This window comes from Allobranchiibius sp. CTAmp26, assembly GCF_017565405.1.
Taxonomy (GTDB): domain Bacteria; phylum Actinomycetota; class Actinomycetes; order Actinomycetales; family Dermatophilaceae; genus Allobranchiibius.
Genome location: NZ_JAGEKR010000006.1, coordinates 127,606 through 154,104 on the forward strand (window position 1 = coordinate 127,606; position 26,499 = coordinate 154,104).

The window sequence follows — 26,499 nt, forward strand, 5'->3', positions numbered from 1 at the left end:
ACGCTCACGCTCCGTAGGATCGGCGCGTGACGAAGCCACGCATCGGAGTGCTCGCCGTACAAGGGGACGTGCGTGAGCACCTGCGTGCGCTGGCCGGCGCCGACGTGGAAGCGGTGCCGGTACGCCGCCCGCAAGAGGTCGCGCGGATCGACGGGCTGATCCTCCCCGGTGGGGAGTCGACCACCATCGACAAGTTGCTGCGCATCTTCGAGCTGCAGGAGCCCATCCGTGCGCGCATCGCGGCCGGGATGCCGGTCTACGGGTCGTGCGCCGGGATGATCCTGCTGGCCGACCAAGTACTGGACGGCCAGCCCGGCCAGCAGACCCTCGGCGGGATGGACATCACGGTTCGGCGCAACGCCTTCGGGCGTCAGGTGGACTCGTTCGACACCGATCTGACGATGCCGTCGCTCGCGGACGGCGCGCACACCCCGGTGCACGCGGTCTTCATCCGCGCCCCCTGGGTCGAACGCGCCGGGGAGGGGGTCGAGGTGCTCGGCACGGTCCCGGACGGACCGGCGCGGGGACGCATCGTGGCGTGCCGCCAAGGCGGGCTGCTCGCGACGTCCTTCCACCCCGAGGTGACCGACGACTACCGGGTGCACCACTACTTCGCCGCCATGGTGCGCGACGCCGTACGCGTGTCGTAGGCGTGCGGCGTACGCCGCCGGAATCGCGCCCCCGCGCGAATCGTTACGATGACGGGCGGATCAGCCGTCGGTGACGGACGCAACGAGCACGAAGCAGGGAGAACATGAGCGGGCACTCCAAGTGGGCCACCACCAAGCACAAGAAGGCGGTGGTCGATGCCAAGCGCGCCAAACTGTTCGCGAAGCTGATCAAGAACATCGAGGTGGCGGCGCGCTCCGGCGGCGGCGACCTGTCGGGCAACCCGACGCTCTACGACGCGGTGCAGAAGGCCAAGAAGTCCTCGGTGCCCAACGACAACATCGACCGCGCGGTCAAGCGCGGTTCGGGCGCGGAGGCCGGCGCGGCGGAGTACCTGGCGCTCACCTACGAGGGGTACGCGCCCGGCGGCGTGGCGCTGCTGATCGAGTGCCTGACCGACAACAAGAACCGCGCGGTCGCCGAGGTGCGCACGGCCCTGCAGCGCAACGGGGGGACGATGGCCGAGAGCGGCTCGGTCGCCTTCCAGTTCCACCGCAAGGGCCTGGTGACGGTGCCCAAGGCGGACAAGAGCGAGGACGACATCCTCGAGGTCGTGATGGACGCCGGAGCCGAGGAGATCAACGACCTGGGGGAGTCCTTCGAGATCGTCTCCGAGGCCACCGACTTCGTCGCGGTCCGCGAGGCCGTGCAGGCCGCGGGCATCGACTACGACTCGGCCGAGTCCTCCTGGCTGCCCACGGTCGAGGTGCCCCTGGACGCCGACGGTGCCCGCAAGATGTTCCGCATCATCGATGCGCTCGAGGACAGCGACGACGTGCAGAACGTCTACGCCAACGGTGATGTCTCCGACGAGGTCCTCGCCGAGCTCGACGAGGAGTAGGCGACTCGCCGCACCGCCTGCCCGCGGTCGGTCCCCGCTCCGGGTAGCGTCGCCATGTGCCGAACAAGTGTTCGGCACACGGCGATTCATTCTCCAGGAGGCTTGCGTGCGTGTCCTCGGCGTCGATCCCGGGCTGACCCGGTGCGGCCTCGGCGTGGTGGAGGGCGGCATCGGCGAACCGGTCCGGATGATCGCCGTCGGCGTCGTGCGTACGCCGCCCGGCGACGATCCCGCTGAACGCCTGCTCACCCTGCAGACCGAGATCGACGAGTGGCTGCAGCGGTACTCACCCGACGCCGTCGCCGTCGAACGCGTCTTCGCCAAGGCCAACATCAAGGGGATCATGGGCACCGCGCAGGCCTCCGCCGTCCCGATGCTCGCCGCGGCCCGACTGGGGCTGCCGCTCGCCATGCACACCCCCTCGGAGGTGAAGGCCGCGGTTACCGGCAACGGCCGCGCCGACAAGGCGCAGGTGACAGCGATGGTGACCCGGATCCTCAAACTGCAGGTCGCTCCCACGCCGGCCGACGCTGCCGACGCTCTGGCCCTGGCGATCTGCCACGTATGGCGCGGCGGCGCGCAGGACCGCATCGCCCAGGCCCTGGCCCGCCAGAAGGCAGCCCAAACAGCTCAGGCAGCCCGAGCTCAGGCGCGGCGGGTGGCCCGATGATCGCGAGCCTGCGGGGCACGGTCCTCGCGACCGGTCTCGGCACCCTCGTGGTCGAGGTCGGCGGCGTCGGACTGTCGGTGCTCGCGACCCCTTCCACCGCGGCGTCGGTGCGGGTCGGCGAGACGGCCACCCTGGCGACCACGCTGGTCGTACGCGAGGACTCGCTCACCCTCTTCGGCTTCGCCACCACGAGTGAGCGCGACCTCTTCGAGCTGGTCCAGACCGTCAGCGGTGTCGGGCCTCGGCTCGCGCTCGCGATGCTCGCGATCCACGCACCGGAGGTGCTGCGCGCCGCCATCGCCGGCGGTGACCTCGCCACGCTGGTGAAGGTGCCCGGCATCGGCAAGAAGGGCGCCGAGCGGATCGTGCTGGAGCTGAAGGACAAGGTCGGCCCGATATCGGCGGTCGGCGCGGAGGATGCGGCGACGCAGGCGTCCGGCATCGTCGAGGGCGAGCACGGACAGGTCGTCGAGGCCCTGGTCGGTCTGGGCTGGTCGGGCAAGCAGGCGCAGGACGCCGTCGAGCGGGTCGTCGACGCGGCCTCCGATGACGGCCAGGTGCGCGACGTGTCGGGTCTGCTGCGCGCCGCGTTGCGGGAGCTGGGCCGGTGAGCGAGAGCGACGACCCGTCGTACGAGGACGAGTCGTACGACGCGACGGCGCGGATCGTGGACCCGGGGGGCCACCCGGTCGACGAGGACCGCCGGTTCGAAGCGGCCCTGCGGCCGCGCAAGCTGGCAGACTTCCCCGGCCAGCCGCGGGTGCGTGACCAGCTGGGTCTGCTGCTCGAGGCCGCGCGGCGCCGCGGTGCACCGCCGGACCACGTGCTGCTGTCGGGCCCACCCGGCCTGGGCAAGACCTCCTTGGCCATGATCATCGCCGCGGAGCTGGAGCAACCGATCCGGATCACCAGCGGTCCGGCGATCCAGCACGCGGGCGACCTCGCCGCCGTGCTGTCCTCGCTCGCCGAGGGTGAGGTGCTCTTCCTCGACGAGATCCACCGGATGGCGCGCCCCGCCGAGGAGATGCTCTACCTGGCGATGGAGGACTTCCGGGTCGACATCATCGTCGGCAAGGGCCCGGGTGCCACCGCGATCCCGCTGGAGTTGCCGGCGTTCACCGTGGTGGGTGCGACGACGAGGGCGGGCCTGCTGCCCGCGCCGCTGCGCGACCGTTTCGGCTTCACCGGACACCTCGACTTCTACGCGACGGCGGACCTGGCCGCGATCCTCACCCGCAACGCCACGCTGCTCGGCGTCGAGAGCACCCCGCAGGGGATCGACGAGATGGCCGGGCGCTCCCGCGGCACCCCGCGGATCGCCAACCGGCTGCTGCGACGAGTCCGTGACTACGCGCAGGTGCACGGCAACGGGATCGTCGACCTGACCGCGGCTCGCGCGGCACTGCAGCTCTTCGACGTCGACGATCGCGGCCTGGACCGGCTCGACCGGGCGGTGCTCGACGCCCTCTGCCGGCGCTTCGGTGGCGGGCCCGTGGGGCTCTCGACCCTCGCCGTGGCGGTGGGCGAGGAGGCCGACACGGTCGAGACCGTCGCCGAGCCGTATCTGGTGCGGGAGGGGTACCTGGTGCGTACGCCGCGCGGCCGGGCCGCGTCCCCGATGGCGTGGGCGCACCTGGGCCTGACTCCTCCCGCACCGGGCGCAGCAGGAACGCAGCTGGGCTTCGGCGATGTCGACGGCCGGTTCGGCGGGGGCACGTCCGACACCGATTGACGGCGTGGCCTGCGGTTGGGTAAGCCCCCAAGCTGACCTAGACTCTGCCGCTGGTAATCCAACGACGGGCCGGTGTGGCTGCGTCGCACCGTGAGACCCGAAGGACGTTCCGTTCCATGCCCGCTCTTGCAGCAGCCAGTTCCGGTAACTCCGGGTCGAGCAACGGCACGTTCATCCTCATCGGGGTGGTCATCCTCCTCGGCGTGCTGCTCTTCGTCTCCAACCGGCGCAAACGCCGCCAGGCGCAGCAGCAGCAGGAGAGCCTGAAGCTCGGCACCGCGGTGAGCACCACGTCCGGTCTCCTCGGCACCTTGTCCGCCCTGGACGAGCGGACCGCCACCGTCGAGGTGAGCCCCGGGGTGCACCTGCAGTTCGTTCGCCGAGCCGTCGTGCCGCGCTCCGCGCTGCTGCCCGAGGCGCCGGCCACCAGCACCGAATCCCCTGAAGTGGGATCCTCGAAGGACGCGGCGGAACCCGCCGCAGCGGGCGAGGCGTTGCCTCCTCAGGACAACCGACCGGCCGGCGCATCGCCGGGCTCACCCGACCGGACGCCCGACGACCATGACGACACCCGCGCGGAGGCCTGAGCACCGGTGGCAACACGCACACGACGTACGACGCCGGGCGGGCGACCCGTCCGCACCCTCGTCCTCCTCGCCGCCCTGGTGATCGCGCTCTTCGCGGCCATCGGCGCCAGCGCGGCACTGGGCAACCCCGCCGGACAGTGGAGCCCGAAGCTCGGACTCGACCTCGAGGGCGGCCGCCAGATCGTCCTGCAGCCCTCGGTCGGCAAGGGCCAGACGGTCACGTCCGGCGAGGTCGACCAGGCGATCGACATCATCCGCGAGCGGGTCAACGGCAACGGCGTGTCCGAAGCCCAGGTCAGCAGGCTCGGGGCCAAGAACATCCAGGTGTCACTGCCCGGCAACCCGAGCCAGCAGACACTGAGCTCGCTGGCGCAGTCCTCGCAGCTGTTCTTCCGCGCGGTCATCAACAGCACCCAGGACACCCCGCCGACCTTCACCCTGCCCACGCCGTACACCGCGCCGGCCGCCAAGAGCTCGACGACGCCGAAGTCGTCGACCAGCCCCTCCGGTACGGCGACGCCCTCCGGCACCAGTTCGAGCACATCCAGCAGCTCGACGGCGAACGACGTGCTGCCGCAGGCGTTCCGGGCGGCCACGGCCACACCGACCACCCCGAGCCCGACGAGCACGGCTGCCGCCACCAGCACCTCGACGGCGTCGACCCCCAGCGCGCCCGCGAGCAGCACCCCCCAGGCCACGGCGTCCTCGTCCACGACCCCCGCTCGCACCCTGCCCACGCCGTACGACCCCACCGGTGCGGCGACCACCACGAGCGGTCTGGGCGCGAGTGACACGGGCTGGGAGAGTAGGACGGTCAGCAAGGACTGGGTCGACAACCAGTTGGCGACCACGGGCGAGACCTACAGCCAGCTGCTGACGAGCTACTCCTGCTCGAACAACGACAGCCGGCTCGGCCCGCTGGCCGCCAAGTGGCAGCAGGTCGCCTCGCAGATCCCGGCGTCGCAGCCGACCGTCGGGTGTGACACCGGGACCTCGACGTCCGGCGCGCAGGCACCCGCGATGAAGTACCTGATGGGCCCCTCGGAGGTGACCGGCAGCCAGATCACCGATGCCAGCTTCGGCCAGGCCACCACCCAGCAGGGCGTGACCACGGGTCAGTACGAGGTCAACCTGACCTTCAACGGCAAGGGCGCATCGCAGTTCGCGAAGGTGACCGGCCGGTTGAACGGTCTGCAGCCGCCGCGCAACCAGTTCGGCATCGTGGTCGACGGCAAGGTCATCTCGGCGCCGTCCAACACCAACGGCGCCATCACCGGCGGCAAGGCGCAGATCACCGGCAGCTTCACCGAGAGCACCGCCCAGACGCTCGCCAACCAGCTGAAGTTCGGAGCGCTGCCGTTCTCCTTCAACGAGTTGACCTCCAGCCAGGTCAGCCCGCAGCTGGGCTCGCAGCAGCTGCGCGACGGCATCATCGCTGGCATCATCGGCCTGATCCTGGTGGTGCTCTACTCCCTGGCGCAGTACCGGCTGCTCGGCCTGGTCACCATCGCCTCGCTGGTGACGTCCGCTGTCATCACGTACGGCGCGGTCACCCTGCTCGGCTACACCGCCAACCTGCGTCTGACGATGGCCGGCGTGACCGGTCTGATCGTCGCGATCGGCATCACGGCCGACAGCTTCATCGTCTACTTCGAACGCGTGCGTGACGAAGTCAGATCGGGACGGCCGCTGCGAGCGGCCGTGCAGACCGGCTGGTCCCGCGCCCGTCGTACCGTCCTGGTCTCCGACGCGGTGAACTTCCTGGCCGCCGCGGTGCTCTACATCCTCTCCGAGGACAACGTGAAGGCCTTCGCCTTCACGTTGGGCCTCACCACCCTCATCGACATCCTGGTGGTCTTCCTGTTCACCCACCCCGTGCTCACGCTGCTGTCGCGCACGTCGTTCTTCGGCAACGGGCACAAGTGGTCCGGGTTCGACCCGGAGCGGCTCGGCGCGCGCGGCGTGACGTACGCCGGACGCGGACGGGTCACGATCGCCGAGCGCAAGGCCGCAGCCGCGGCTGGAAAGCAGGCCTGACATGGCGAGCTTCTCCCAGTTCGGCAACGACCTCTACACCGGTCGCCGGCAGCTCAACATCGTCGGCCGCCGGCGCACCTGGTACGCGATCAGCGCGGTCTTCCTCGTGCTCGCGCTCGTCGGCCTCTTCGGCCGGGGTCTCAATCTCAGCCTGGAGTTCAAGGGCGGTTCGGAGCTGCGAGTCACCGGTATCTCCAACCTGTCCAACTACGACGCCCGCGCCCAGAAGGCCGTGGCGTCGGTCACCGGCTCCTCGGCGAATCTGGAGATCAGCAAGGTCGGCGCCAAATCCATCACCATCGACTCCAAGAAGGTCGGCAACAACGCCGCCACGACGACCGACAGGGTCTCCGCGGCAGTCGCCCAGGAATTCAAGGTGCCGACCACCTCGGTCGACAGCCAGTTCATCGGTCCGTCGTGGGGGTCGCAGGTCACCCACAAGGCCGTCCAGGCGCTGATCGTCTTCCTGGTCTTGGTCTCGCTGTTGCTGGGCGTCTACTTCCGCACCTGGAAGATGGCCGTCTCCGCGCTCGTGGCGCTGGTGCACGACCTGGTGCTGACGGTCGGGATCTACGCCCTGGTCGGCATCGAGGTGTCACCGGCGACGGTCATCGGCTTCCTCACGATCCTCGGATACTCCATCTACGACACCGTGGTGGTCTTCGACAAGGTCCGGGAGAACACCGACGAGGCGCTGGCGACCGGGTCGCGCACCTACACCCAGGCCGCCAACTACGCCGTCAACCAGACCCTGGTGCGCTCGATCAACACCTCGGTCGTCGCCCTGCTGCCGATCGCGGCCCTGCTGGTGGTCGGCTTCACGGTGCTCGGCCCGGGCACGCTGCTCGACCTGGCGCTGGCTCTGTTCATCGGTATCGCGGTCGGCACCTACTCCTCGATCTTCATCGCCACGCCGTTGCTCGCATCGCTGCGCTCCCGTGAGCCGCAGATGCATGACCTGGAACGGCGGGCGCACAGCTTCCAGACCTCCCAGCAGGCGGTCCTCGCCGAGACCGGCGGTGGCGCCGCGAGCGAGCACCTGCAGGGTGAGGACATCTCGGGCGTGGTGGAGCCGGAACGCGCCGAGGCTGCTGCTGCGGCACGCCGTACGCGGGTGCGCAAGCGCGAGGTCCACCCCCTCGCCGTACGCGACAACGAAAGGGACTGATGCCGGTCGACATCGGCCAGGTGCTCCGAGAGCACACCCGGGAGATCCCCGACTTCCCCAAGCCGGGCATCGCGTTCAAGGACCTGACACCGCTCTTCGCGGACGCCCCGGCCTTCCAGCAGGTCGTCGACGACATCGCCGCACGGTTCGACGGCCGCGTCGACGCGGTGGCGGGGGTCGAGGCGCGTGGTTTCATCATCGGACCGCCGGTCGCCCTGGCCCTCGGTCTGCCGTTCGTGGCGGTGCGCAAGGCGGGCAAGCTGCCCGGCGAGACGTTAAGCCAGGAGTACGACCTGGAGTACGGCAGCGCCACCATCGAGATCACCGCGGACGCGGTCGGTGCGGGTGATCGGGTGCTGGTGATCGACGACGTCCTCGCGACCGGTGGCACGGCGGCCGCGGCGTGCGCTCTGCTGGAGCGAACCGGTGCGAAGGTGACCGGTATTCAGATGTTGATGGAGTTGGCGTTCCTGCACGGGCGGGACGCGTTGGGGGAGCGCGACGTCCACGTCCTGGTGTCGGTGGACGGCGACTAGGATCGCTGCATGAGTGCTGAGGACGGCGGGGCCACACCGGCGCCCTCGTCCGCGGCGGCCTCCCGGGTGCGCGCCCGCCTCGTGCGGTTCAGCGGTCCACGGTCCGGCAGCAACAGGGCCTTGGAGCCGCTGCTGCGAACCGTCCGCACCACTCATCCCAAGGTCGACGTCTCGGTCATCGAGCGCGCGTACGCCGTGGCCGACCGGTGCCACGAGGGGCAGCTGCGCAAGAGCGGCGACCCCTACATCACCCACCCGCTCGCGGTGGCGACGATCCTCGCCGAGCTGGGCATGACACCTCCGACGCTGGCGGCGGCGCTGCTGCACGACACGGTGGAGGACACGGCGTACTCCCTGGATCAGTTGAAGACGGAGTTCGGCGCCGAGATCGCGATGCTGGTCGACGGCGTCACGAAGCTGGACAAGGTCAAGTACGGCGATGCGGCCCAGGCCGAGACCGTCCGCAAGATGGTCGTGGCGATGGCGCGCGACATCCGGGTGCTCGTCATCAAGCTCGCCGACCGGCTGCACAACGCGCGCACCTGGCGCTACGTCTCGGTCGAGTCGGCGCAGCGCAAGGCCACCGAGACGCTGGAGATCTTCGCCCCGCTCGCCCACCGGCTGGGCATGAACACCATCAAATGGGAGCTGGAGGACCTGTCGTTCGCGACCCTCTACCCCAAGGTGTACGACGAGATCGCCCGGCTCGTGGCCGACCGGGCGCCGGCCCGCGAGGAGTATCTGAAGGGCGTGGGGGAGCAGGTCAGCGCCGACCTGCGGGCCGCCAAGATCAAGGCCACGGTCACCGGCCGCCCGAAGCACTACTACTCCGTGTACCAGAAGATGATCGTGCGCGGCCGCGACTTCGAGGAGATCTACGACCTCGTGGCGGTGCGCGTCCTGGTGGAGTCGGTGCGCGACTGTTACGCGGTGCTGGGCACGCTGCATACGCGATGGAGCCCGGTGCCGGGGCGGTTCAAGGACTACATCGCGATGCCGAAGTTCAACATGTACCAGTCGCTGCACACCACGGTGATCGGTCCGGAGGGCAAGCCGGTCGAGATCCAGATCCGCACCTACCAGATGCACCGGCGCGCGGAGTACGGCGTCGCGGCGCACTGGAAGTACAAGGAGGACGCGCGGTCCGCAGTGGCCGGCGCGACGCTGGACACCCGAGACGGCCCGGTCAACGACATGGCGTGGCTCCGCCAGTTGCTCGAGTGGCAGCGCGAGACCAGCGATCCCGGCGAGTTCCTGGAGTCGCTGCGTTTCGAGGTCGGCAGCCGCGAGGTCTACGTCTTCACCCCGAAGGGCGAGGTCATGGGCCTGCCCGCGGGGTCGACGCCCGTGGACTTCGCCTACGCCGTGCACACCGAGGTCGGTCACCACACCATCGGCGGGCGGGTCAACGGCCGGCTCGTGCCGCTGGAGTCTCCGCTGGAGAACGGCGACGTGGTGGAGGTGCTCACCTCCAAGGCCGACGGTGCCGGCCCGAGCCGCGACTGGCTGAACTTCGTCAAGAGCCCACGAGCGCGCAACAAGATCCGGCAGTGGTTCTCCCGCGAACGTCGCGAGGAGGCCATCGAGTCCGGCAAGGAGGCGCTGGCCAAGAACGTCCGCAAGCAGGGCGTCGGCCTGCAGCGCCTCATGTCGCACGACTCGCTGACCGAGGTCGCCGCAGGTCTGCACTATCACGACATCGACACGCTCTACGCGGCCATCGGCGACGGTCACGTGTCCGCGGATCACGTGGTCAGTCAACTGCTTTCGTCGCTCGGGGGCGAAGAGGCGGCGACCGAGGACCTCGCCGAGGCGACGACGCCGCACGCCAACACCCGCCGCCGTCAGACCGACCCGGGTGTCACGGTCGTCGGCACGGACGACGTGTGGGTCAAGCTCGCCCGCTGCTGCACACCGGTGCCGGGCGACGACATCATCGGTTTCGTCACGACCGGCAACGGGGTCTCCGTGCACCGCACCGACTGCAAGAACGTCGAGCAGTTGCGCAATCAGCCCGAGCGGATCCTGGCCGTCGCCTGGTCGCCCTCCGCCGCGAGCGTGTTCCTGGTGCAGCTGCAGGTCGAGGCGCTGGATCGCAACGCGTTGCTCTCCGATGTGACCCGCGTGCTGTCCGAACAGCACGTCAACATCCTGTCCGCCAGTGTCGCGACCAGCCGCAATCGGGTCGCGCTGTCGAAGTTCACCTTCGAGATGGGCGATCCGAGCCACCTCAAGCACGTCATCCAGGCGGTGCGCAACATCGACGGCGTCTTCGACGTCTACCGGATCACCGGCTCGGGTCATCGGCGTACCGACGAGAGCACACAGTCGACCGCGGTCGAGACGCCGCAGGACGCATCGCAGGACACGGAAGCCGCGCGTGCCGCGACCTGACACGACACTGTCGGTGCACTCGTTGTCCGACGGGGAGCTCGATGAGACCCTGATCGACCAGACCACGGAACTGCTGGGTGAACTGATCGCGGGCGGCGCGGCGCTGGGATGGTTGAGCCCGCCACCGCGCGCCGAGATCGCGGCGGTGCTGTCCCGGATCGCGACGGCACCCGACGGCTCGGCCACGCTGCTCGTGGCCCGACACGAGGGACGACTGGCCGGCTTCGGCTTCTGGGAGCGCTACGCACGCCCGACCTTCGCCCGGCACGCCGACCTGGTGCTGCTGGCCGTCGGGGACAGCTGGCAGGGTGCCGGCGTCGGACGGCGGTTGTGCGGCGAACTGGTCGCGTCGGCGCGCCGAGCCGGGGTCGAGAAGCTGACGGTCGACTTCCGCGACGACAACGTCCGCGCGCAGGCCCTCTACGAGTCGTTGGGGTTCCGCCGGTACGGCGTGCTCGGCGACTTCGTCGTGGCAGGCGGGCAGCGCTTCGACCGGATGATGTACGTGCTCGACCTGCGCTGAGGGCCGCTGACCCCGCGGTTGTCCGCACTTTCGTGCACCCGTCCGCACGAATCTGCGGACAACCGGGCCGGGTCAGACGGGGGAGAGGAACGCGGCCAGCGCGTCGGCGTACATCTGCTGGTCCGCCGCGCCCACCAACTCGCGCACGGAGTGCATCGAGATGGTCGCGGCGCCGAAGTCCACAGTGCTGACACCGGTGCCGGCCGAGGTGACCGGGCCGACCGTCGAGCCGCACGGCAGGTCCGAACGCGTCACGAACTCCTGCACCGGCACGCCCGCTTGCGCGCACGCGAGCCGGAACGCCGCTGCGCCCATGGCGTCGGTGGCGTAGCGCAGGTTGGCGTTGATCTTCAGGACGGGTCCGCCGTTGACGGCGATCTGGTGCTGGGGCTCATGACGATCGGCGTAGTTCGGGTGCGTGCCGTGTGCCATGTCGCCCGAGGCGACGACGCTGCCGGCCAGGGCGCGCAGGTGATCCTGGCGATCCCCGCCGAGCGAGGCGGTGATCCGCTCGAGGACGGCGGGCAGGAAGACACTGGCCGCGCCGCGCTCGGAGACGCTGCCGACCTCCTCGTGGTCGAACATCGCGAAGACGGGTACGCCGGGGTCGGCTGCCGGCCGTTCCACGGCCGCGACGAGCGCCGAGGTACCCGCGTGACAGGTGGCCAGGTTGTCCATCCGGGCGCCGACGACGAGGTCGCGCTCCCGTCCGAAGACCCTCGCGGGCTGCAGGTCGTGGGTCATCGCGTCCCAGCCGAGTACGTCGGGGGAGTCGACCCCGACCCGCTGTGCCAGGTATGCGCGGAAGTCACCGGGGGTGTCGCCGAGGCCCCAGTGGGGTGCCAGGTGCTGCTGGGGGTTGAGCGCTTCGCCCTCACGCACGCTGCGATCGAGATGGATCGCCAGACGCGAGACCCGCAGCACCGGGTCGTCGTCGCGGAAGAGCTCGGCGCGCACGCCGGACCCGTCACGCACCGCGACCCGGCCCGAGAGGCCGAGATCACGGTCGAGCCAGCTGGAGATCAGCGGGCCCCCGTACACCTCCACCCCGAGCAACTGCCAGCCGGCGCGCGCGAGGTCGGGACGCGGCTTGATGCGCAGGTTGGGGGAGTCGGTGTGAGCACCGACGACCCGGTACGCCGTGGCCGGACCGGCGGCGTACTGCGTCGACCAGGCGATCAGCGAACCGCCGCGCACCACCAGATAGCGGCCGGGCTCGGTAGGCCACACGTCGGTCTCGTGCAACCGGACGAAGCCCGCCGTCGTCAGCCGGTCCACCGTGGTGGCGCAGGCGTGGAACGGCGAGGGACTCGCGTTCAGGTAGTCGACCAGGCCGTCCGCGGCCGTCGGGCTGCCCACTACTCGCCGAACTCGGCGGCGCCACCGCGAGCCTGGTCGAGCCAGGCCTGGCGTGCGGTGAGCGAGTCGCGGACCTCGGCGGCCTTGCGCTCGTTGCCGGCCGCCGTCGCCTTGTCGAGGTCGGCCTGCAGGTCCGCGACCGCGCGCTCCAGCTGGGTGACCATCGAGTTGGCGCGTGCCGCGATCTCGGGGTCGGTCTTCTTCCACCGGGTGTTCTCGGCGTCCCGCACGGTCGTCTCGACCCGGCGCATGGCCTTCTCGACCCGCTCCATGTCCTTGCGGGGCACCTTGCCGGCGGCGTCCCAGCGGTCCTGGATCCCGCGCAGAGACGACTTGGCGGCGGCCAGGTCCTTGACCGGCAGGATGGCCTCGGCCTCCTTGAGCAGGCCCTCCTTGACCACCAGATTGGCCTCGAACTCCACGTTCTCCGCAGCAACCACCTCGTCCTTGGCATGGAAGAAGGTGTCCTGGGCGGCCTTGAAGCGCTCCCAGAGCTTGTCGTCGTCCGAACGGGACGCACGACCCGCGCGCTTCCATTCGCTCATCAGACGCTTGAACGCACCGGCCGTCGGGCCCCACTCGGTCGAGGTCGACAGCTTCTCCGCCTCGGTGACCAGCTCACGCTTGCGTGCCTTGGCGTGCGTGTGCTCGTCGTCCAGGGCCGCGAAGTGCGTCCGGCGCGCCTTGTCGAAGCCGTTGCGTGCCGCGCTGAAGCGGGTCCACAGCGCGTTCTCGACGGATTTCTCCAGCCGTGCGCCGGTGCGCTGGGCGTTCTTCCACTCGTCCAGCAACTCGCGCATCCGTGCGGTGCTGGTCTTCCACTGCATGCTGCGCTCGGGCACCGCGGCGATCTTCTCCGCTTCGGCGACCAGCGCCTCGCGGGCGGTCAGGGCGACCTCCCGTGCGGCGGCACGAGCCTCACCCTCTACTTGACCCTTCGCCTTCAGGGCGGTGGCGATCTGCTCGAGGGTGGCGTCGAGGGCGGCGAGGTCGCCGACGACCCGTGCCTCACGCACGCCGGTGCGCAGGTGCTTCAGCTGCTCACCGCCGGCGCCGGCGGTCAGGTCGGTCTGGACCACGCGCTGCAGCAACAGCGCTGCGGAGGCGGCCAACTCGTCGTACTTGCGGGCGAAGTAGGCCAGCGCCTCGTCGTGGCTCGCGTCCGGGTAGCTGCCCACCTCGCGTTCGCCGTCGGGTGTGCGCACGAAGACGGTCCCGTCCTCGGCGACCCTGCCGAACGAGGCGGCGTTGCTCGTGGGGGTCACGGGCGCGACCGGCTGCACGGGCGCGACGGGTCCCGTCGGCGCGGCGCCCGGGCGGGGTCCGGGCCGGGGGCCGGGGGTGGGATGGGGCTTCGGGATGTCCGTTGACACGGCTCTCATGCCTTCTGTTCGGTGACGGTGATCTGCAGAATGCCGATGGGTTGGGTCGGATGTCCGTCCCCGGTGGTGCCGGAGACCACCCCGTTCGCGTTGTCCGTGCCCTTCTTCGCGAGGGCCTGCAGGATGGGCAGACCCGAGGTGATCCGCCCGAAGATGCTGTAGCCACCGGTCGACGGGTCGATCGTGCTGTCGCGGTAGACCATGAAGAACTGACTGCCGTTGCTGGTCGGATTCTGCGTGCGGGCCATCGCCAGGGTGCCGGCGGGGTAGGCGCCGTCCGCGGGCGGGTTCTCGATGCCGTAGGCGTACCCGGGGCCGCCGCTCCCGTTCCCGGTCGGGTCGCCGCACTGCAGGACGTAGATGCCGGACGTCGTCAGCCGGTGGCAGGGGGTCTTGTCGTAGAAGGACTTCGCCAGTGCGACGAAGGAGGCGACGGTCTGCGGGGCCTTCGCACCGAACAGCGACGCGGTGATGGTGCCGCAGTTGGTCTGGATGCGCGCGACGAAGGTCTTCCCCGCGGCCGTCCTCTTGTCCGGCAACGTGAGCGCGGGGCCGGCGCTGCGCGCCGCCGGTGCCGCGCTGCAGTGCAGGGCGCTGGCACCGGCCGGGGCGGACGACGAGGGGGTCGAGCTGGACGCCGTCCTGTCGGCTGCGGCGACCTGCGAGCTGCAGGCACTCGTCAGACCCGCCGCCGCGACGACAGCGCAGACCACTGCGCCTCGTGACCGTCGCACAGGCCCCTCCTCACCTCGACAGCTTCCGGCACCGAACGTGGTGCCTCACGGCAGTGTAGGCAACCCGTTGGGAGCGGCGACGCGTCGTGGATAGGCTCGCGCGGTGCTTGCTCTCGCCTTCCCTGCCCCTGTGTTCGGCACCAACTGCTATGTGCTGGCGACGGGCACGGGTCAGGAGTGCGTGGTCGTCGACCCGGGCATCGGGGTCACGGACACCCTGGCCGAGGTGCTGCGCGAGCACCGGCTGCGCCCCAGTGCCGTGCTGCTCACCCACGGACACATCGACCACGTCTACTCCGTCACTCCGGTGTGCGGCGGCGAACTCGGTGCCTACATCCACCAGGAGGACCGCTACCGGCTGGAGGATCCGCTGGGGTCCCTGGACCCGGGGATGCTGGCGATGTTCGAGCAGCAGTTCGGCAAGGCAGCGACCTGGAGCGAGCCGTCGCGCATCGTGGAGATCGACGGCGGTGCCCGGCTCGAGCTCGCAGGGCTCCCGCTCGACGTGCTGCACGCTCCGGGACACACCCAGGGCTCGGTGATGTTCGGGCTCGACGGGATACCGGACGGCGTACCGGACGAAGCGGCCTGCACCGCGACGATGCTCACCGGCGACGTCCTCTTCGCCGGATCCATCGGGCGCACCGACCTGTCCGGTGGGTCCGCGGAGGCGATGCAGAGGTCGTTGCGGGAGGTCGTGCTGCCGTTGTCGGATCAGACGTTGGTGCTGCCCGGGCACGGACCCGGCAGCACCATGGCGCGGGAGCGCGCCACCAACCCCTACCTGCAGAACCTCTAGACGAGAAGGGCGTTCACGCACCTCATGGCGAGCAAAGTCACCCCCATCAGCGGCTTCCAGGAGTGGTTGCCGACCCAGCGGATCGTCGAGCAGCACTTCCTGGACACCATCCGCGAGGTCTTCGAGCTGCACGGGTTCGCCTCGGTCAACACCCGCGCCCTGGAGCCGGTCGAGCGGTTGTCGGACCAGGGGGAGGACGCCGACAAGGAGATCTACGGCGTACGCCGCCTCGCCGGCGACGACGGCAGCACGCCAACACTCGGCCTGCACTTCGACCTGACGGTGCCGTTCGCGCGATACGTGCTGGAGAACGGCGGCAAGCTGACGTTCCCGTTCCGCCGCTACCAGATCCAGCCGGCATGGCGTGGTGAGCGGCCTCAGCGGGGCCGTTACCGCGAGTTCCTCCAGGCCGACATCGACATCGTCGAGGCGGACACGCTGCCGGGCCACTACGAGGTCGAGCTCCCGCTGGTGATCGCGGACGCGTTCTCCCGGCTGCCGATCGGGCCGTACAAGATCCAGGTCAACAACCGCAAGATCTGCGAGGGGTTCTACCTCGGCCTCGGCATCGAGGACGTCGCGGGCACCCTGCGGACGGTGGACAAGCTGGACAAGATCGGCGCGGACGGCGTGCGCAAGGTCCTGCGGGCCGCCGGGCTCAGCGAGGAGCAGGCGAGCAGGTGCCTGGACCTCGCGGCGATCGCGACCCCGGACAGCAGCTTCGTCGATCAGGTGCAGGCGCTGGGCGTCGAGCACCCGCTGCTGGACGAGGGGCTGGCGCAGCTCGCGGCGGTCATGGACGCGGGCAACGAGCACGCGCCGGGTGTGCTGTCGGCCGAGCTGAAGATCGCCCGCGGTCTGGACTACTACACGGGCACCGTCTACGAGACGGTCATCGAGGGGCACGAGGATTTCGGCTCGATCTGCTCCGGCGGCCGGTACGACGCCCTGGCCAGTGACGGCAAGCGCACCTATCCGGGGGTGGGCATCTCCATCGGGGTGTCCCGGCTCCTCGGCCTGCTGATCTCCGAAGGGGGACTGACCGCCTCTCGTGAGACGCCCGCCGCCGTCCTGGTCGCGGTGACCGACGAGGAGTCCCGGTCGGACTCGATGCGGGTCGCCGCAGCCCTGCGGGCCCGGGGAATCGCCACCCTGGTGGCGCCCAAGGCCGCCCGGTTCGGCAAGCAGATCCAGTTCGCCGACCGGCGCGGCATCCCGTTCGTATGGTTCCCGTCGGGCGACGGTGACGAGGTCAAGGACATCCGCAGCGGGGATCAGGTGCCTGCCGACCGGGACACCTGGTCGCCGCCGGAGGCGGACCTTCACCCGACGCTCGTCCTGCCCTGAAACCTCACGTTTTGGACCTGCACACCGGGTCACAGATGACCCGGCGTGCATGTCCGAAAGCCGGCTAGGGCAGTTCCTCCAACTGCAGGCCCAGGGCGCTCAGCCGCAGCCGCGCGAGCGCCACGATGGTCTCCGGGTCGCGGCGGCGCCATCCGTCGACGGGTTCGTCGCCGATGCCGGCGAGTTCGCGGGGCGTGGCAGACCGCAGCGCGTCGAACGCCAGCAGGTCCATCCCGCCTGGGGTCCGGGCCAGGGACCGGGCACGGGAGGCGCGACGTACGTACGGCAGCCGGACGATGGCCCACACCAGCAGGGCGATCGCGATCGGGATCCCGGCCGTCAGCGACCCCATGACGCGACCGAGGGTCTCGATCGTGTCGCCCAACTGCTGACCGGCGTTCGTCATGGAGGTGCCGGCGCCCTGGGCCTGTACGAACGGCTCCTTGAGCTGCCCCCCGACCAGCGGCACTCCGTCGACGGCGCGCGCTGCGTTGCCCATCTGGGTCCGCAACCGCTCGCCGCCGGCCGACAGGTCACGCGCGCCGCCCTTGGCGGCGACGGTGTGCTGGTAGACCGCCCACCCGGCGCGTGCCCACAGGATCACCCAGACCGCCACGAGGGCGTCGAAGACGATCTGGCGGAACAGCCGGTCCTGGCGGTCGGCGTACAGCTTCATGGGCACCGTCCCAGTCTCGGTGGATCGGGGTCGCTCTCGCCAGCATCGATCGCGGGCTCAGCGTGCTGACGAACCTAGTGCGGGAACCGCCCAGGTTGCGGTGCCACCATCCTTCGCATGCGACGGTTCGCAGCGATGACCGCGGCGCTGACCGCGTGCGCGTGCCTGGCGGCCTGCTCCGCCGGCGCGTCCGGCACGGGTCACAGCGAGACGTCCGACGCGGGGGCGTCGAGCACCATGGACCGGATCGGCACTCCGCTCGACAGTGCGCTTCCTGCGTCGATCCGCGATCTGAGCTTCACCGACAGTGACGGACGTTCCGTGCGGTTGGCGGACTTCGCGGGGAAGACGGTGGCGATCTCCGACGTCATGACGCTCTGTCAGGAGACCTGCCCGGCGGACACCGCCACGCTGGTGCAGACCGTCCGGGCCGAGGACGCTGCCGGCCGCGGATCGGGGCAGGAGTTCCTGTCGATCACGGTCGACCCGGGACGCGACACGGCCGCGCAGATCGCCGCGTACCGGCGTCTGTTCGTCCCACCGCCGTCGAACTGGCTGGCACTGACCGGCACGCCGTCGACCGTCAACGCCCTGTGGGACTACCTGGGCGTGTGGCGCCACAAGGTCGGCGAAGGCCCGGGGCCGGCTCCCCGCAACTGGCGCACGGGCGCGCCGTTGACCTACGACGTCCAGCACTCCGACGAGGTGTTCTTCCTCGACGCGCGCGGGCGTGAGCGTTTCGTCCTGGAAGGTGCGCCGTACGCGGCCAAGGCATCGGTGCCGCGCACCTTGTACGACTTCATGGACGCCGACGGGCGGCGTGGCCTGCAGGCCGCGCCGGACACGGCGTGGACCCAGGCGCAGGCGCAGAAGGTGCTGGCCTGGGTCGGGGGCCGATCGCCGGCCTGAGGGTCACCAGCCGAGGCGAAGGGCGTGATCGGGGCGTGCGGTGGGCTCCCCGGCGGCGGTCGCGAAGGCCTCCAGGGCAGCGATCAGGGCCCGGCGATCCGTGTCCTGCATGTCCTGCACGATCTGGGCGATGGCCACGCGACGGCGACTGGTGACCACGTCGACCAGGCGAGATCCGTGCTGCGTCAGGGTGATTGCGACCTCGCGGCGGTCCTGCGGGTTCTCCCGCCGGTCCACCAACCCGTCGTGCATCAGTCGATCGACCTGGCGCTGGGCGGTCGAGGCGTTCACACCGAGGCTGGCGGCAAGTTGACCGAGGGTGCCGTCGCCGTTGCCCGCGAGCACGACGAGGACGCGGAACTGGGTCGGGGTCACGGTCTCCTCGACATCGGCGAGAGAGCGCGCGGACACTCCGACGAGGACCCTGGAGGCGGTCAGGAGCGCATTGACGAAGTCCTCCGTGTCCTGCCCGTCGTTCCCGGATCTCGTCAGCCGTTTTCGTTGCACACTGCAATCATTGCAGAATGCAGTGGTGATGGCGAAGATCGGAAGGGCGGCAACTGACGGCCAGCCGACGTTCGTGGCCGCGGCTGCGGTGGTCGGGCTGCTCACCGGTCTGGTCGCGGGCAGCTTCGGGATCCTGTTGGACGCTGCGGGACGCGGCCGGGTGGACCTGGTGCGGTGGGCTCACGGCATGCAGGTGCCGGGGTTCCTGCTGATCGTCGCGATCTGCGCCTCGGCCACCGGGGCCGCCGCCTGGCTGGTTCACCGAGTCGAACCGCACGCCGAAGGCAGCGGCATCCCGCGTGTCGAGGCGGTGGTGGAGGGCAGGGCGGTGCCGGGCCGGTTCCGGATCCTGCCGGTGAAGTACGTCGGCGGACTTCTCTCGATCGGTTCGGGCCTGGCACTCGGCCGGGAGGGCCCGTCGGTGCAGATGGGCGGGAACATCGCGGTGATCGTCGCCGCGGTGCTGCGGCGCAGCCGCAGCGACGTGCGCGTGCTCGTCGCGGCCGGTGCTGCGGCCGGTCTCGCGACGGCGTTCAACGCACCGATCGCGGGCGGTGTCTTCGTCCTGGAGGAGCTGGTGAAGCGGTTCGACCCGCGCACGACCCTCGCCACGCTCGTCGCATCGGCCGCCGGTTTCGCGGGCGCCCACCTCGTGCTGCACAACTCCACCACGACCGACTTCCGGGTGCCGACCCTCGGCGACCCGACCCTGGCCCAGGCGCCGTCGGTGATCACCCTCGGTGTGGCCGCCGGGCTGCTGGGGGTCGCGTACAACGGCGCTGTCATGGCGGGGCTGCGGATCGCGGATCGCAGCCGCTGCCCGGTCGTGCTGCGGGCCGTCGGCATCGGTGCGGTCGTGGGCGCGGTGGGTTGGTGGGCCGCCCCGTTGGTGGGAGGCGGCGACAACCTGACCCAACGTGCGCTGCTCGGCCACGGAGCGGTCCTCGCGGTGGTCGGGCTCATCACCGTGCGGTTCGCGCTGGGTGTGGTCTCGTACGCCGCGGCGACACCGGGCGGTCTGTTCGCACCGATGCTCGTGCTCGGATCCCAGCTCGGACTGCTGGTGGGGCTGATCGGCCACATGCTCGCGCCTCACGAGACGCTCGCTCCCGCGGGACTCGCGCTGATCGGGATGGCGGCGTTCTTCACCGCCACGGTCCGCGCGCCGGTCACCGGCATCGTGCTGGCCACCGAGATGACCGGGTCCACCACCCAGCTCGCGCCGATGCTCGGCGCGTGCGCCATCGCGATGCTGGTGGCGACGATGCTGCGATCCGCGCCCATCTACGACCAGCTGACCGGACGAGCAGCATCGGCCGCGCGGGAGAACGCCGTGGAGGCGGCCACCAGGTCCGAGGCACCCGCGGCGACCGCCGCAGGCTGACATCGAGGCCGTGTCCGCGGCGCTGCCTGGCCCGTCCCGAGGCCGTGATCGATTTGAATGGTGCACCGTGGTGAGCGGAATCGAACGAGCGGTGCGCGGGTGGCTGGACCATCTGCGGGTCGAGCGCGGAGTCTCCCAGCACACACTCAGCGCGTACGAACGCGATCTGCGCCGGTACGTCGCCTACCTCGCCGCCCGCGGCATCACCGATCCCGCCGTGGTCGGCGAGGCCGACGTCGCGGAGTACGCCGCCACCCTGCGCGAGGGCACTGCCGAGCATCCCGCGCTGGCCGCCTCGTCCGCCGCCCGGAACCTGGTGGCGGTGCGCGGCTTCCACCGGTTCCTGACCCTGGAGGGTGACGCCACCGCGGACGCGGCAGCGGCGGTCACCCCGCCGCGGCCCCCGCGCCGGCTTCCCAAGGCCATCCCGCTGGACCAGGTCGAGCGACTGCTCTCAGCGGCGGCGGTGGGGGACACGCCCGTCTCGTTGCGCGACCGTGCGCTGCTGGAGCTGCTGTACGGCGTGGGTGCCCGGGTGAGCGAGGCCACCGGGCTCGACGTCGACGACCTGGAGCTGGAGACCGACGCCGTGCGGGTCTTCGGCAAGGGCAGCAAGGAGCGCATCGTGCCGCTGGGCGGCTACGCCAAGGACGCGCTCACGGCGTACCTGGTGCGCGGTCGGCCCGCCCTGGTGAAGGCTGGCAAGGGCACGCCCGCGCTGTTCGTGGGACAGCGCGGCACCCGGCTGTCGCGGCAGTCGGTCTGGAACATCGTCCAGGCCAGCGCGGAACGCGCCGAACTGGGCGGGCACATCAGCCCGCACACGCTGCGGCACTCCTTCGCGACCCACCTGCTGGAGGGCGGGGCCGACGTGCGGGTGGTGCAGGAGCTGCTCGGCCACGCCTCGGTGACCACCACCCAGATCTACACGATGGTCTCGGTGCAGCAACTGCGCGAAGTGTTCGCCGCCGCTCACCCCCGCGCACGCTGACAGCGGGTGACGGCGGGCGCCGGTGGGGGCGGCATGCGTTAGGTTGAACCGCGATCGGCGCGAGCCGTACGACGCCCTACCCGGAAGAGCACAGATCAGCCGTGAGTTCGACAGAGACCGTGGGCCCTACCGGCCGACCGCTCCCGACCTTCCCGGTCCCGCGCCCGCTGTCCGCGCATGGGCCGGCCCGCATCATCGCGATGTGCAACCAGAAGGGCGGGGTCGGCAAGACCACCTCGACCATCAACCTGGGCGCCGCCCTGGCCGAGTACGGCCGCAAGGTGCTCCTGGTCGACTTCGACCCGCAGGGCGCCCTGAGCGTCGGCCTCGGGGTGCGCGCCAACGAGTTGGACGTCACCGTCTACAACCTGCTGGTCGAGCGCGGCCACGACGTGCACGACGTCATCCAGCACACCACCACACCCGGACTGGACGTGCTCCCGGCCAACATCGACCTGTCCGCCGCCGAGGTGCAGCTGGTCGGTGAGGTCGCTCGCGAGATGGTGCTCTCGCGCGTACTGCGGCCGGTCGCCGACGAGTACGACGTGATCCTGATCGACTGCCAGCCCTCGCTCGGTCTCCTGACCGTCAACGCACTGACCGCCTCGCACGGCGTCCTCATCCCGCTGGAATGCGAGTTCTTCGCGATGCGCGGGGTGGCGCTGCTGATCGAGACCATCGACAAGGTCACCGACCGGCTCAACCCCAGCCTGCGTCTCGACGGCATCCTCGCCACGATGTACGACGGGCGCACCCTGCACAGTCGCGACGTGGTGCGTTCGGTGGTCGACCACTTCGGCGAGGACGTGCTCCACACCGCGATCAACCGCACCGTGAAGTTCCCGGACGCGAGTCTGGCCGCCGAGCCCATCACCCGCTACGCCTCCGGGCACGGTGCAGCGGAGGCCTATCGGCAGCTGGCCCGCGAGCTCATCTCGCGCGGCGCCGCCGCGTGACGTGACGGACGCAGATGCGCGGAACCGGCAGCCGCAGGCGCCGGGCGGCGTCCTCACTAGGCGGACCGCAAGCACCCCGTTCGAGGTGCACCTCGATGTCTTCTCCGGCCCGTTCGACCTGCTGCTCGGGCTGATCTCCAAACACCAACTGGACGTCACCGAGATCGCTCTGGCCCAGGTCACCGACGAGTTCGTGGCTCACATCCGGGCCGTGCGCGAGGACGGCGCGGCCGAATGGGACCTCGACCAGGCCTCGGAGTTCCTGCTGATCGCGGCGACGCTGCTCGACCTCAAGGCCGCGCGACTGCTGCCCGGTGGGGCGGCCGAGGACGAGGAGGACCTGGCGCTGATCGAGGCGCGCGACCTGCTCTTCGCCCGCGTGCTGCAGTACCGCGCGTTCAAGGACGTCGCGGCGTTCTTCGCCGACCGGATGGCCACGGCGGGGCGGATCACCGCTCGACAGGCGGGCCTGGAGGAGCGGTTCGCGGCGCTCCTGCCGGAACTGGTGATGGGCGTCGGTCCCGAGCAGTTGGCGCGCATCGCCGCCCGGGCGATGACCCCGCGTCCGGAGCCCACCGTCGGCCTCACCCACCTGCACGCGCCCACCGTCAACGTGCGCGAACAGGCGGTCATCGTGTCGGCGATGCTGCGCGAACGGCATACGCTCGGGTTTGCGGAACTCGTGGCGGACGCCGATTCCACCCTCGTGATCGTGGCGCGGTTCCTCGCCCTGCTGGAGTTGTTCAAGGAAGCGGCCGTCGCGTTCGACCAGCCGGAATCGCTGGGCGAGCTGCGGGTGCGCTGGACGGGCACCGGCGAGGTGGACGTGAGTGACGAGTTCGACGAACCGACCGGAGAGGGCGATGAGCGCGATGACTGAGCAGGAGCCTGAGGTCACCGCACCCGAGGCCACCGAGCCCGAGGCGCAGCTGGAGCTCGACCTGGGCGAGCTGCCGGGCGGGGTCGCCGGCGCGGTCGAGGCGGTGCTCATGGTGGTCGACCAGCCGCTCACCGAGGACGAGCTGGCCGACGGCCTGCACCTGCCCGTGAGGGAGATCCGCGAAGTGCTCCAGCAGTTGGAGACCGGGTACGCCGCGCAGAGCCGCGGTTTCACCCTGCGCTGCATCAACGGCGGCTGGCGCGTCTACAGCCGCGCCGACTACGCGCCCGTGGTCGAACGGTTCCTGATGGGCGGCCAGCAGGCCAAGCTCACGCAGGCGTCCTTGGAGACCCTGGCCGTCATCGCCTATCGTCAGCCGATCTCCCGTTCGCGGGTCAGCGCCGTACGCGGGGTCAACGTCGACGGTGTCGTGCGCACCCTGCTCACCCGTGGGCTCATCGCCCAGATCGGCGAGTCCGAGGAGGGCGGTGCGGGGCTCTACGGCACCACGCCGTACTTCCTGCAGCGCCTCGGGCTGACCTCCCTCGAGGAGCTGCCCGCCCTCGCGCCGTACCTCCCGGACGCCGACGTCATCGAAGAACTGATCGAGCAAGGACACGCATGAACGCCCCACGAAGTTTCTCCCCCGCTGCGCTCCGCCGAATACTTCGCGAGGACCCCGTATGAGCACCCCACGAAGTTCCTCCCCCGGCGGCGGCAAAAGCGGCGGCAAGGGCGGCGGCTCGTCGCATCGCAAGGGCCGGCCCTCTCCGGGCCGCACCGCCAAGCGGCCCGCACGGCAGGTCACGCCGCCGCGTGAGAAGCCGAAGACCCCCGTCGACCAACACGTCCCGAGCGGTGAGCGCCTGCAGAAGGTGCTGGCCACCGCGGGCGTTGGCAGCCGCCGGGTCTGCGAGGAGCTGATCGCCGCGGGCCGGGTCGAGGTCGACGGTCACCGGGTGACCGAGCTCGGCATCCGCGTCGACCCGGACCGGCAGATCATCCACGTGGACGGCGAGCGGGTGCAGCTGGACTCCAGCAAGGTCTACCTGGCGTTCAACAAGCCCACCGGTGTCATCTCGACGATGAACGACGAGCTCGGTCGGCCGTCCGTCGGCGAGTATCTCGAAGGGCGCAAGGAGCGGCTCTTCCACGTCGGACGACTCGACGTGGACACCGAGGGTCTGCTGCTGTTGACCAACGACGGCGAGCTCGCCAACCGGCTGCAGCACCCGTCGTACGGCGTGACCAAGACGTACGTCGCAGTCGTCCCCGGCCCCGTGCCGCGAGCGCTCGGCCGCCAGCTGCGCGACGGCGTAGAACTGGAGGACGGCATGGTCAAGGTCGACTCGTTCAGGGTCGTTGATTCCCGGCCGGGCTGGGCCATGGTCGAGGTCGTGCTGCACGAGGGCCGCAACCACATCGTGCGCCGCTTGCTGGAGGAGACCGGGCACCCGGTCGAATCCCTCGTGCGCACCGACGTCGGGCCGGTGCAGCTCGGCGAGCTGCGTCCGGGCAAGCTGCGTCCCCTCTCGAGCCGCGAGATCGCCGGGCTCTACAAGGCAGCCGGGTTGTGAGTTCGCCCGTCCACGTCGTGGGCGCGGGGCTGATCGGTACGTCGCTCGGTCTCGCGCTGTCACGCGAGGGGGTCGAGGTGACCCTGCACGACCCGTCCCCGACGGCCGTCGCGCTGGCGGCCGACCTGGGCGCCGGTGCAGCGCGTGAACCCGACGACCCCGCCATCGTCGTGGTGGCGGCGCCGCCGGATGTCGCCGCGTCCGTGGTGCTCGACGCACTGACCCGCTGGCCGACGGCGATCGTGACCGATGTGGCGTCGGTGAAGTCGACGGTGCTGGCGCAGGTGCGCGCGACCGCCACCACGAAGGACCTGGGCCGCTACGTCGGCTCGCACCCGATGGCGGGGCGAGAGCGCTCCGGCGCGGTCGCCGCGCAGGCCGATCTCTTCGAAGGGCGCACCTGGGTGGTGTGCCCCCACCAGGGCAGTGACGCTGGGGCAGCGGACCGGGTGAGTGAGCTCGCCCGGGTGACCGGTGCCGCGGTCGTCACGATGGGCGCCGCGGAGCACGACCGCGCCGTGGCGTACGTGTCGCACCTGCCGCAGGTCGCGGCGAGCCTGGTCGCCGGTCGGTTGCGCGAGCTACCGGACGACGCAGTCGCCCTGGCAGGGCAGGGTATTCGCGATGTCACCCGTATCGCCGCCAGCGACCCGCTGCTGTGGACACAGATCCTGGCGGGCAACGCCGAGGTGCTCGCTCCGGTGCTGCGCGACGTCGCGCAGGATCTCGACGCGGTGGCCCGCGCGTTGGCCGCGATCGCCGCGCAAGACGGTGACGGGGCGCGCGGCGTCGTCGCTCGTGCCATCGGGGACGGCCAGCTGGGGCACGCCCGGATCCCGGGCAAGCACGGTGCCGCGCCGACGGCGTACGCCACCGTCGTGGTGCTCGTGCCGGACGAGCCGGGGGCGCTCGGGCGGCTGTTCCAGGATGTGGGGGACGCGGGGGTCAACCTCGAGGATCTGCGCCTCGAACACGGTGTCGGCGCCCCGCTCGGCATCGCGGAACTGTCGGTGTTGCCGTCGGCCGTGGATCGGTTGATGACGCAGCTGGGAACGAAGGGCTGGAAGGTTCACGAATGAGCATGGGTGAGGCTGGTCTGTTAATCGTCGCGATCGACGGTCCGTCCGGCACGGGCAAGTCCAGTGTGTCCAAGGCGGTGGCGACGTCCCTGGGGATCGGTTACCTCGACACGGGCGCGATGTACCGCGCGCTCACCTGGTGGTGCGTGGACCGCGGCATCGATCTGCACGACCAGTCGGCGGTCGCGCAGGAGGCGCTGACCTTCCCGCTCGCGATGGGCACCGACCCCGCGGCGCCGACCGTGCGGATGGGCGATCTCGACATCGCCGCGGCGATCCGTACGCCGTCGATCTCCGCTGCCGTCTCGAATGTCGCGACCAACCTCGGTGTGCGCGAGGAGCTGATCCGTCGGCAGCGTGAACTGATGGCGCGGGTCGCCGCGGAGACCGGCGGTGTGGTCGCCGAAGGGCGCGACATCACGACGGTGGTGGCACCGGACGCCACCGTGCGGATCCTGATGACCGCGAGCGAGGAGGCCCGGATCGCGCGTCGTGCGGGTGAACTCGCCTCCACCGCAGAGGCGACCAGGGCCCAGGTGGTGGACCGCGACGAGCGGGACTCCACGGTGGCGTCGTTCCTGACGGCCGCGGACGGCGTGGTGACAGTCGACACCTCCCACCTGGACTTCGACGGCTCCGTCGAGGCGGTGCTGGCGGTGGTGGATCGAGGACGGGTCCGCGACTGAGCTGCGAGAAGCCCCTTCGCCAGAACGCCGACGACAGGGTGGCGCCGGCGGCCGGGGGAGCGCGACGCCGGGCGCC

At 70.6% G+C, this 26,499-nt stretch carries 27 protein-coding genes; 22 read left to right on the forward strand and 5 right to left on the reverse strand.

Features of this window, described 5'->3' with window-relative positions:
• Positions 1-26: 26 nt before the first annotated feature.
• The 11 genes from pdxT to J4030_RS04510 all read left to right on the forward strand — a co-directional run bounded on the left by pdxT (position 27) and on the right by J4030_RS04510 (position 11,157).
• Entirely contained in the window at positions 27-650 is a 624-nt protein-coding gene (gene pdxT / locus J4030_RS04460) for a pyridoxal 5'-phosphate synthase glutaminase subunit PdxT (protein WP_208048003.1), read from the forward strand.
• Between the two features lie 104 nt (positions 651-754).
• Entirely contained in the window at positions 755-1,510 is a 756-nt protein-coding gene (locus J4030_RS04465) for a YebC/PmpR family DNA-binding transcriptional regulator (RefSeq protein WP_208048004.1), read from the forward strand.
• A 106-nt stretch (positions 1,511-1,616) separates the two neighbouring features.
• Positions 1,617-2,180 (forward strand): crossover junction endodeoxyribonuclease RuvC, encoded by a 564-nt coding sequence (gene ruvC, locus J4030_RS04470; protein WP_208048005.1) that lies wholly within the window; start codon positions 1,617-1,619, stop codon positions 2,178-2,180.
• Positions 2,177-2,791 carry a Holliday junction branch migration protein RuvA gene (gene ruvA / locus J4030_RS04475; RefSeq protein ID WP_208048006.1) on the forward strand — a complete coding sequence of 205 codons (615 nt, stop codon included), beginning with the start codon at positions 2,177-2,179 and terminating at the stop codon, positions 2,789-2,791. Before ruvC ends, ruvA begins: the two co-directional genes overlap by 4 nt.
• Positions 2,788-3,912, forward strand: coding sequence for a Holliday junction branch migration DNA helicase RuvB (gene ruvB, locus J4030_RS04480; protein WP_208048007.1), 1,125 nt, complete (start codon positions 2,788-2,790; stop codon positions 3,910-3,912). Before ruvA ends, ruvB begins: the two co-directional genes overlap by 4 nt.
• Before the next feature lie 116 nt (positions 3,913-4,028).
• The gene (locus tag J4030_RS04485) at positions 4,029-4,499 is read left to right on the forward strand and encodes a preprotein translocase subunit YajC (RefSeq protein ID WP_208048008.1); all 471 of its coding nucleotides are present in this window, start codon (positions 4,029-4,031) and stop codon (positions 4,497-4,499) included.
• 6 nt (positions 4,500-4,505) lie between these two features.
• Entirely contained in the window at positions 4,506-6,536 is a 2,031-nt protein-coding gene (gene secD, locus J4030_RS04490) for a protein translocase subunit SecD (RefSeq protein WP_307864554.1), read from the forward strand.
• Between the two features lies 1 nt (position 6,537).
• On the forward strand, positions 6,538-7,704 hold the full coding sequence (secF, locus tag J4030_RS04495; RefSeq protein ID WP_208048009.1) for a protein translocase subunit SecF: 1,167 nt from the start codon (positions 6,538-6,540) through the stop codon (positions 7,702-7,704).
• On the forward strand, positions 7,704-8,240 hold the full coding sequence (locus tag J4030_RS04500) for an adenine phosphoribosyltransferase (protein WP_208048010.1): 537 nt from the start codon (positions 7,704-7,706) through the stop codon (positions 8,238-8,240). Before secF ends, J4030_RS04500 begins: the two co-directional genes overlap by 1 nt.
• A 9-nt stretch (positions 8,241-8,249) precedes the next feature.
• On the forward strand, positions 8,250-10,634 hold the full coding sequence (locus tag J4030_RS04505) for a bifunctional (p)ppGpp synthetase/guanosine-3',5'-bis(diphosphate) 3'-pyrophosphohydrolase (protein ID WP_208048011.1): 2,385 nt from the start codon (positions 8,250-8,252) through the stop codon (positions 10,632-10,634).
• Positions 10,621-11,157: a GNAT family N-acetyltransferase gene (locus tag J4030_RS04510; RefSeq protein WP_208048012.1), complete on the forward strand. Its 537-nt coding sequence runs from the start codon at positions 10,621-10,623 to the stop codon at positions 11,155-11,157. The genes J4030_RS04505 and J4030_RS04510 overlap by 14 nt, the downstream gene beginning before the upstream one ends.
• Before the next feature lie 72 nt (positions 11,158-11,229).
• On the opposite strand, the gene J4030_RS04515 is transcribed toward J4030_RS04510, so the two are convergent.
• The 3 genes from J4030_RS04515 to J4030_RS04525 form a co-directional block, all read right to left on the reverse strand.
• Positions 11,230-12,516, reverse strand: coding sequence for a M18 family aminopeptidase (locus J4030_RS04515; protein WP_208048013.1), 1,287 nt, complete (start codon positions 12,514-12,516; stop codon positions 11,230-11,232).
• A complete protein-coding gene (locus J4030_RS04520) occupies positions 12,516-13,781 on the reverse strand; it encodes a DUF349 domain-containing protein (RefSeq protein WP_307864555.1) in 1,266 nt (421 codons plus the stop codon). The genes J4030_RS04515 and J4030_RS04520 overlap by 1 nt, the downstream gene beginning before the upstream one ends.
• Positions 13,782-13,894: 113 nt before the next feature.
• Positions 13,895-14,632, reverse strand: coding sequence for a peptidylprolyl isomerase (locus J4030_RS04525; protein ID WP_208048015.1), 738 nt, complete (start codon positions 14,630-14,632; stop codon positions 13,895-13,897).
• A gap of 103 nt (positions 14,633-14,735) precedes the next feature.
• Between J4030_RS04525 and J4030_RS04530 the strand changes: the two genes are divergently transcribed.
• Both J4030_RS04530 and hisS read left to right on the forward strand, forming a co-directional pair.
• The gene (locus tag J4030_RS04530) at positions 14,736-15,431 is read left to right on the forward strand and encodes an MBL fold metallo-hydrolase (RefSeq protein ID WP_208048016.1); all 696 of its coding nucleotides are present in this window, start codon (positions 14,736-14,738) and stop codon (positions 15,429-15,431) included.
• Between the two features lie 24 nt (positions 15,432-15,455).
• Complete coding sequence (hisS, locus tag J4030_RS04535) at positions 15,456-16,778, forward strand: histidine--tRNA ligase (RefSeq protein WP_208048017.1); 1,323 nt, start codon at positions 15,456-15,458, stop codon at positions 16,776-16,778.
• Positions 16,779-16,842: 64 nt separating this feature from the next.
• Here the strand turns inward: hisS and J4030_RS04540 are convergent, their stop codons facing one another.
• On the reverse strand, positions 16,843-17,460 hold the full coding sequence (locus tag J4030_RS04540) for a hypothetical protein (protein ID WP_208048018.1): 618 nt from the start codon (positions 17,458-17,460) through the stop codon (positions 16,843-16,845).
• Positions 17,461-17,571: 111 nt separating this feature from the next.
• Between J4030_RS04540 and J4030_RS04545 the strand changes: the two genes are divergently transcribed.
• Positions 17,572-18,363, forward strand: a complete 792-nt coding sequence (locus tag J4030_RS04545; protein WP_208048019.1) for an SCO family protein — start codon at positions 17,572-17,574, stop codon at positions 18,361-18,363.
• A 3-nt stretch (positions 18,364-18,366) separates the two neighbouring features.
• On the opposite strand, the gene J4030_RS04550 is transcribed toward J4030_RS04545, so the two are convergent.
• Positions 18,367-18,870 carry a MarR family transcriptional regulator gene (locus J4030_RS04550; RefSeq protein ID WP_208048020.1) on the reverse strand — a complete coding sequence of 168 codons (504 nt, stop codon included), beginning with the start codon at positions 18,868-18,870 and terminating at the stop codon, positions 18,367-18,369.
• Positions 18,871-18,898: 28 nt separating this feature from the next.
• On the opposite strand from J4030_RS04550, the gene J4030_RS04555 reads away from it, so the two are divergent.
• From J4030_RS04555 to cmk, 8 genes are all read left to right on the forward strand, one after another.
• Positions 18,899-20,254 (forward strand): ClC family H(+)/Cl(-) exchange transporter, encoded by a 1,356-nt coding sequence (locus J4030_RS04555; protein WP_208048021.1) that lies wholly within the window; start codon positions 18,899-18,901, stop codon positions 20,252-20,254.
• Between the two features lie 70 nt (positions 20,255-20,324).
• Entirely contained in the window at positions 20,325-21,245 is a 921-nt protein-coding gene (xerD, locus tag J4030_RS04560) for a site-specific tyrosine recombinase XerD (RefSeq protein WP_208048022.1), read from the forward strand.
• A gap of 101 nt (positions 21,246-21,346) precedes the next feature.
• Entirely contained in the window at positions 21,347-22,201 is an 855-nt protein-coding gene (locus tag J4030_RS04565) for an AAA family ATPase (protein WP_307864556.1), read from the forward strand.
• A 1-nt stretch (position 22,202) separates the two neighbouring features.
• On the forward strand, positions 22,203-23,081 hold the full coding sequence (locus tag J4030_RS04570) for a ScpA family protein (RefSeq protein ID WP_208048023.1): 879 nt from the start codon (positions 22,203-22,205) through the stop codon (positions 23,079-23,081).
• A complete protein-coding gene (scpB, locus tag J4030_RS04575) occupies positions 23,065-23,706 on the forward strand; it encodes an SMC-Scp complex subunit ScpB (RefSeq protein WP_374221977.1) in 642 nt (213 codons plus the stop codon). The genes J4030_RS04570 and scpB overlap by 17 nt, the downstream gene beginning before the upstream one ends.
• 58 nt (positions 23,707-23,764) lie before the next feature.
• Positions 23,765-24,658, forward strand: a complete 894-nt coding sequence (locus J4030_RS04580; RefSeq protein WP_208048024.1) for a pseudouridine synthase — start codon at positions 23,765-23,767, stop codon at positions 24,656-24,658.
• On the forward strand, positions 24,655-25,737 hold the full coding sequence (locus J4030_RS04585) for a prephenate dehydrogenase (RefSeq protein ID WP_208048025.1): 1,083 nt from the start codon (positions 24,655-24,657) through the stop codon (positions 25,735-25,737). Before J4030_RS04580 ends, J4030_RS04585 begins: the two co-directional genes overlap by 4 nt.
• Positions 25,734-26,423, forward strand: a complete 690-nt coding sequence (cmk, locus tag J4030_RS04590) for a (d)CMP kinase (protein WP_243762845.1) — start codon at positions 25,734-25,736, stop codon at positions 26,421-26,423. Before J4030_RS04585 ends, cmk begins: the two co-directional genes overlap by 4 nt.
• The last annotated feature ends 76 nt before the right edge of the window (positions 26,424-26,499 follow it).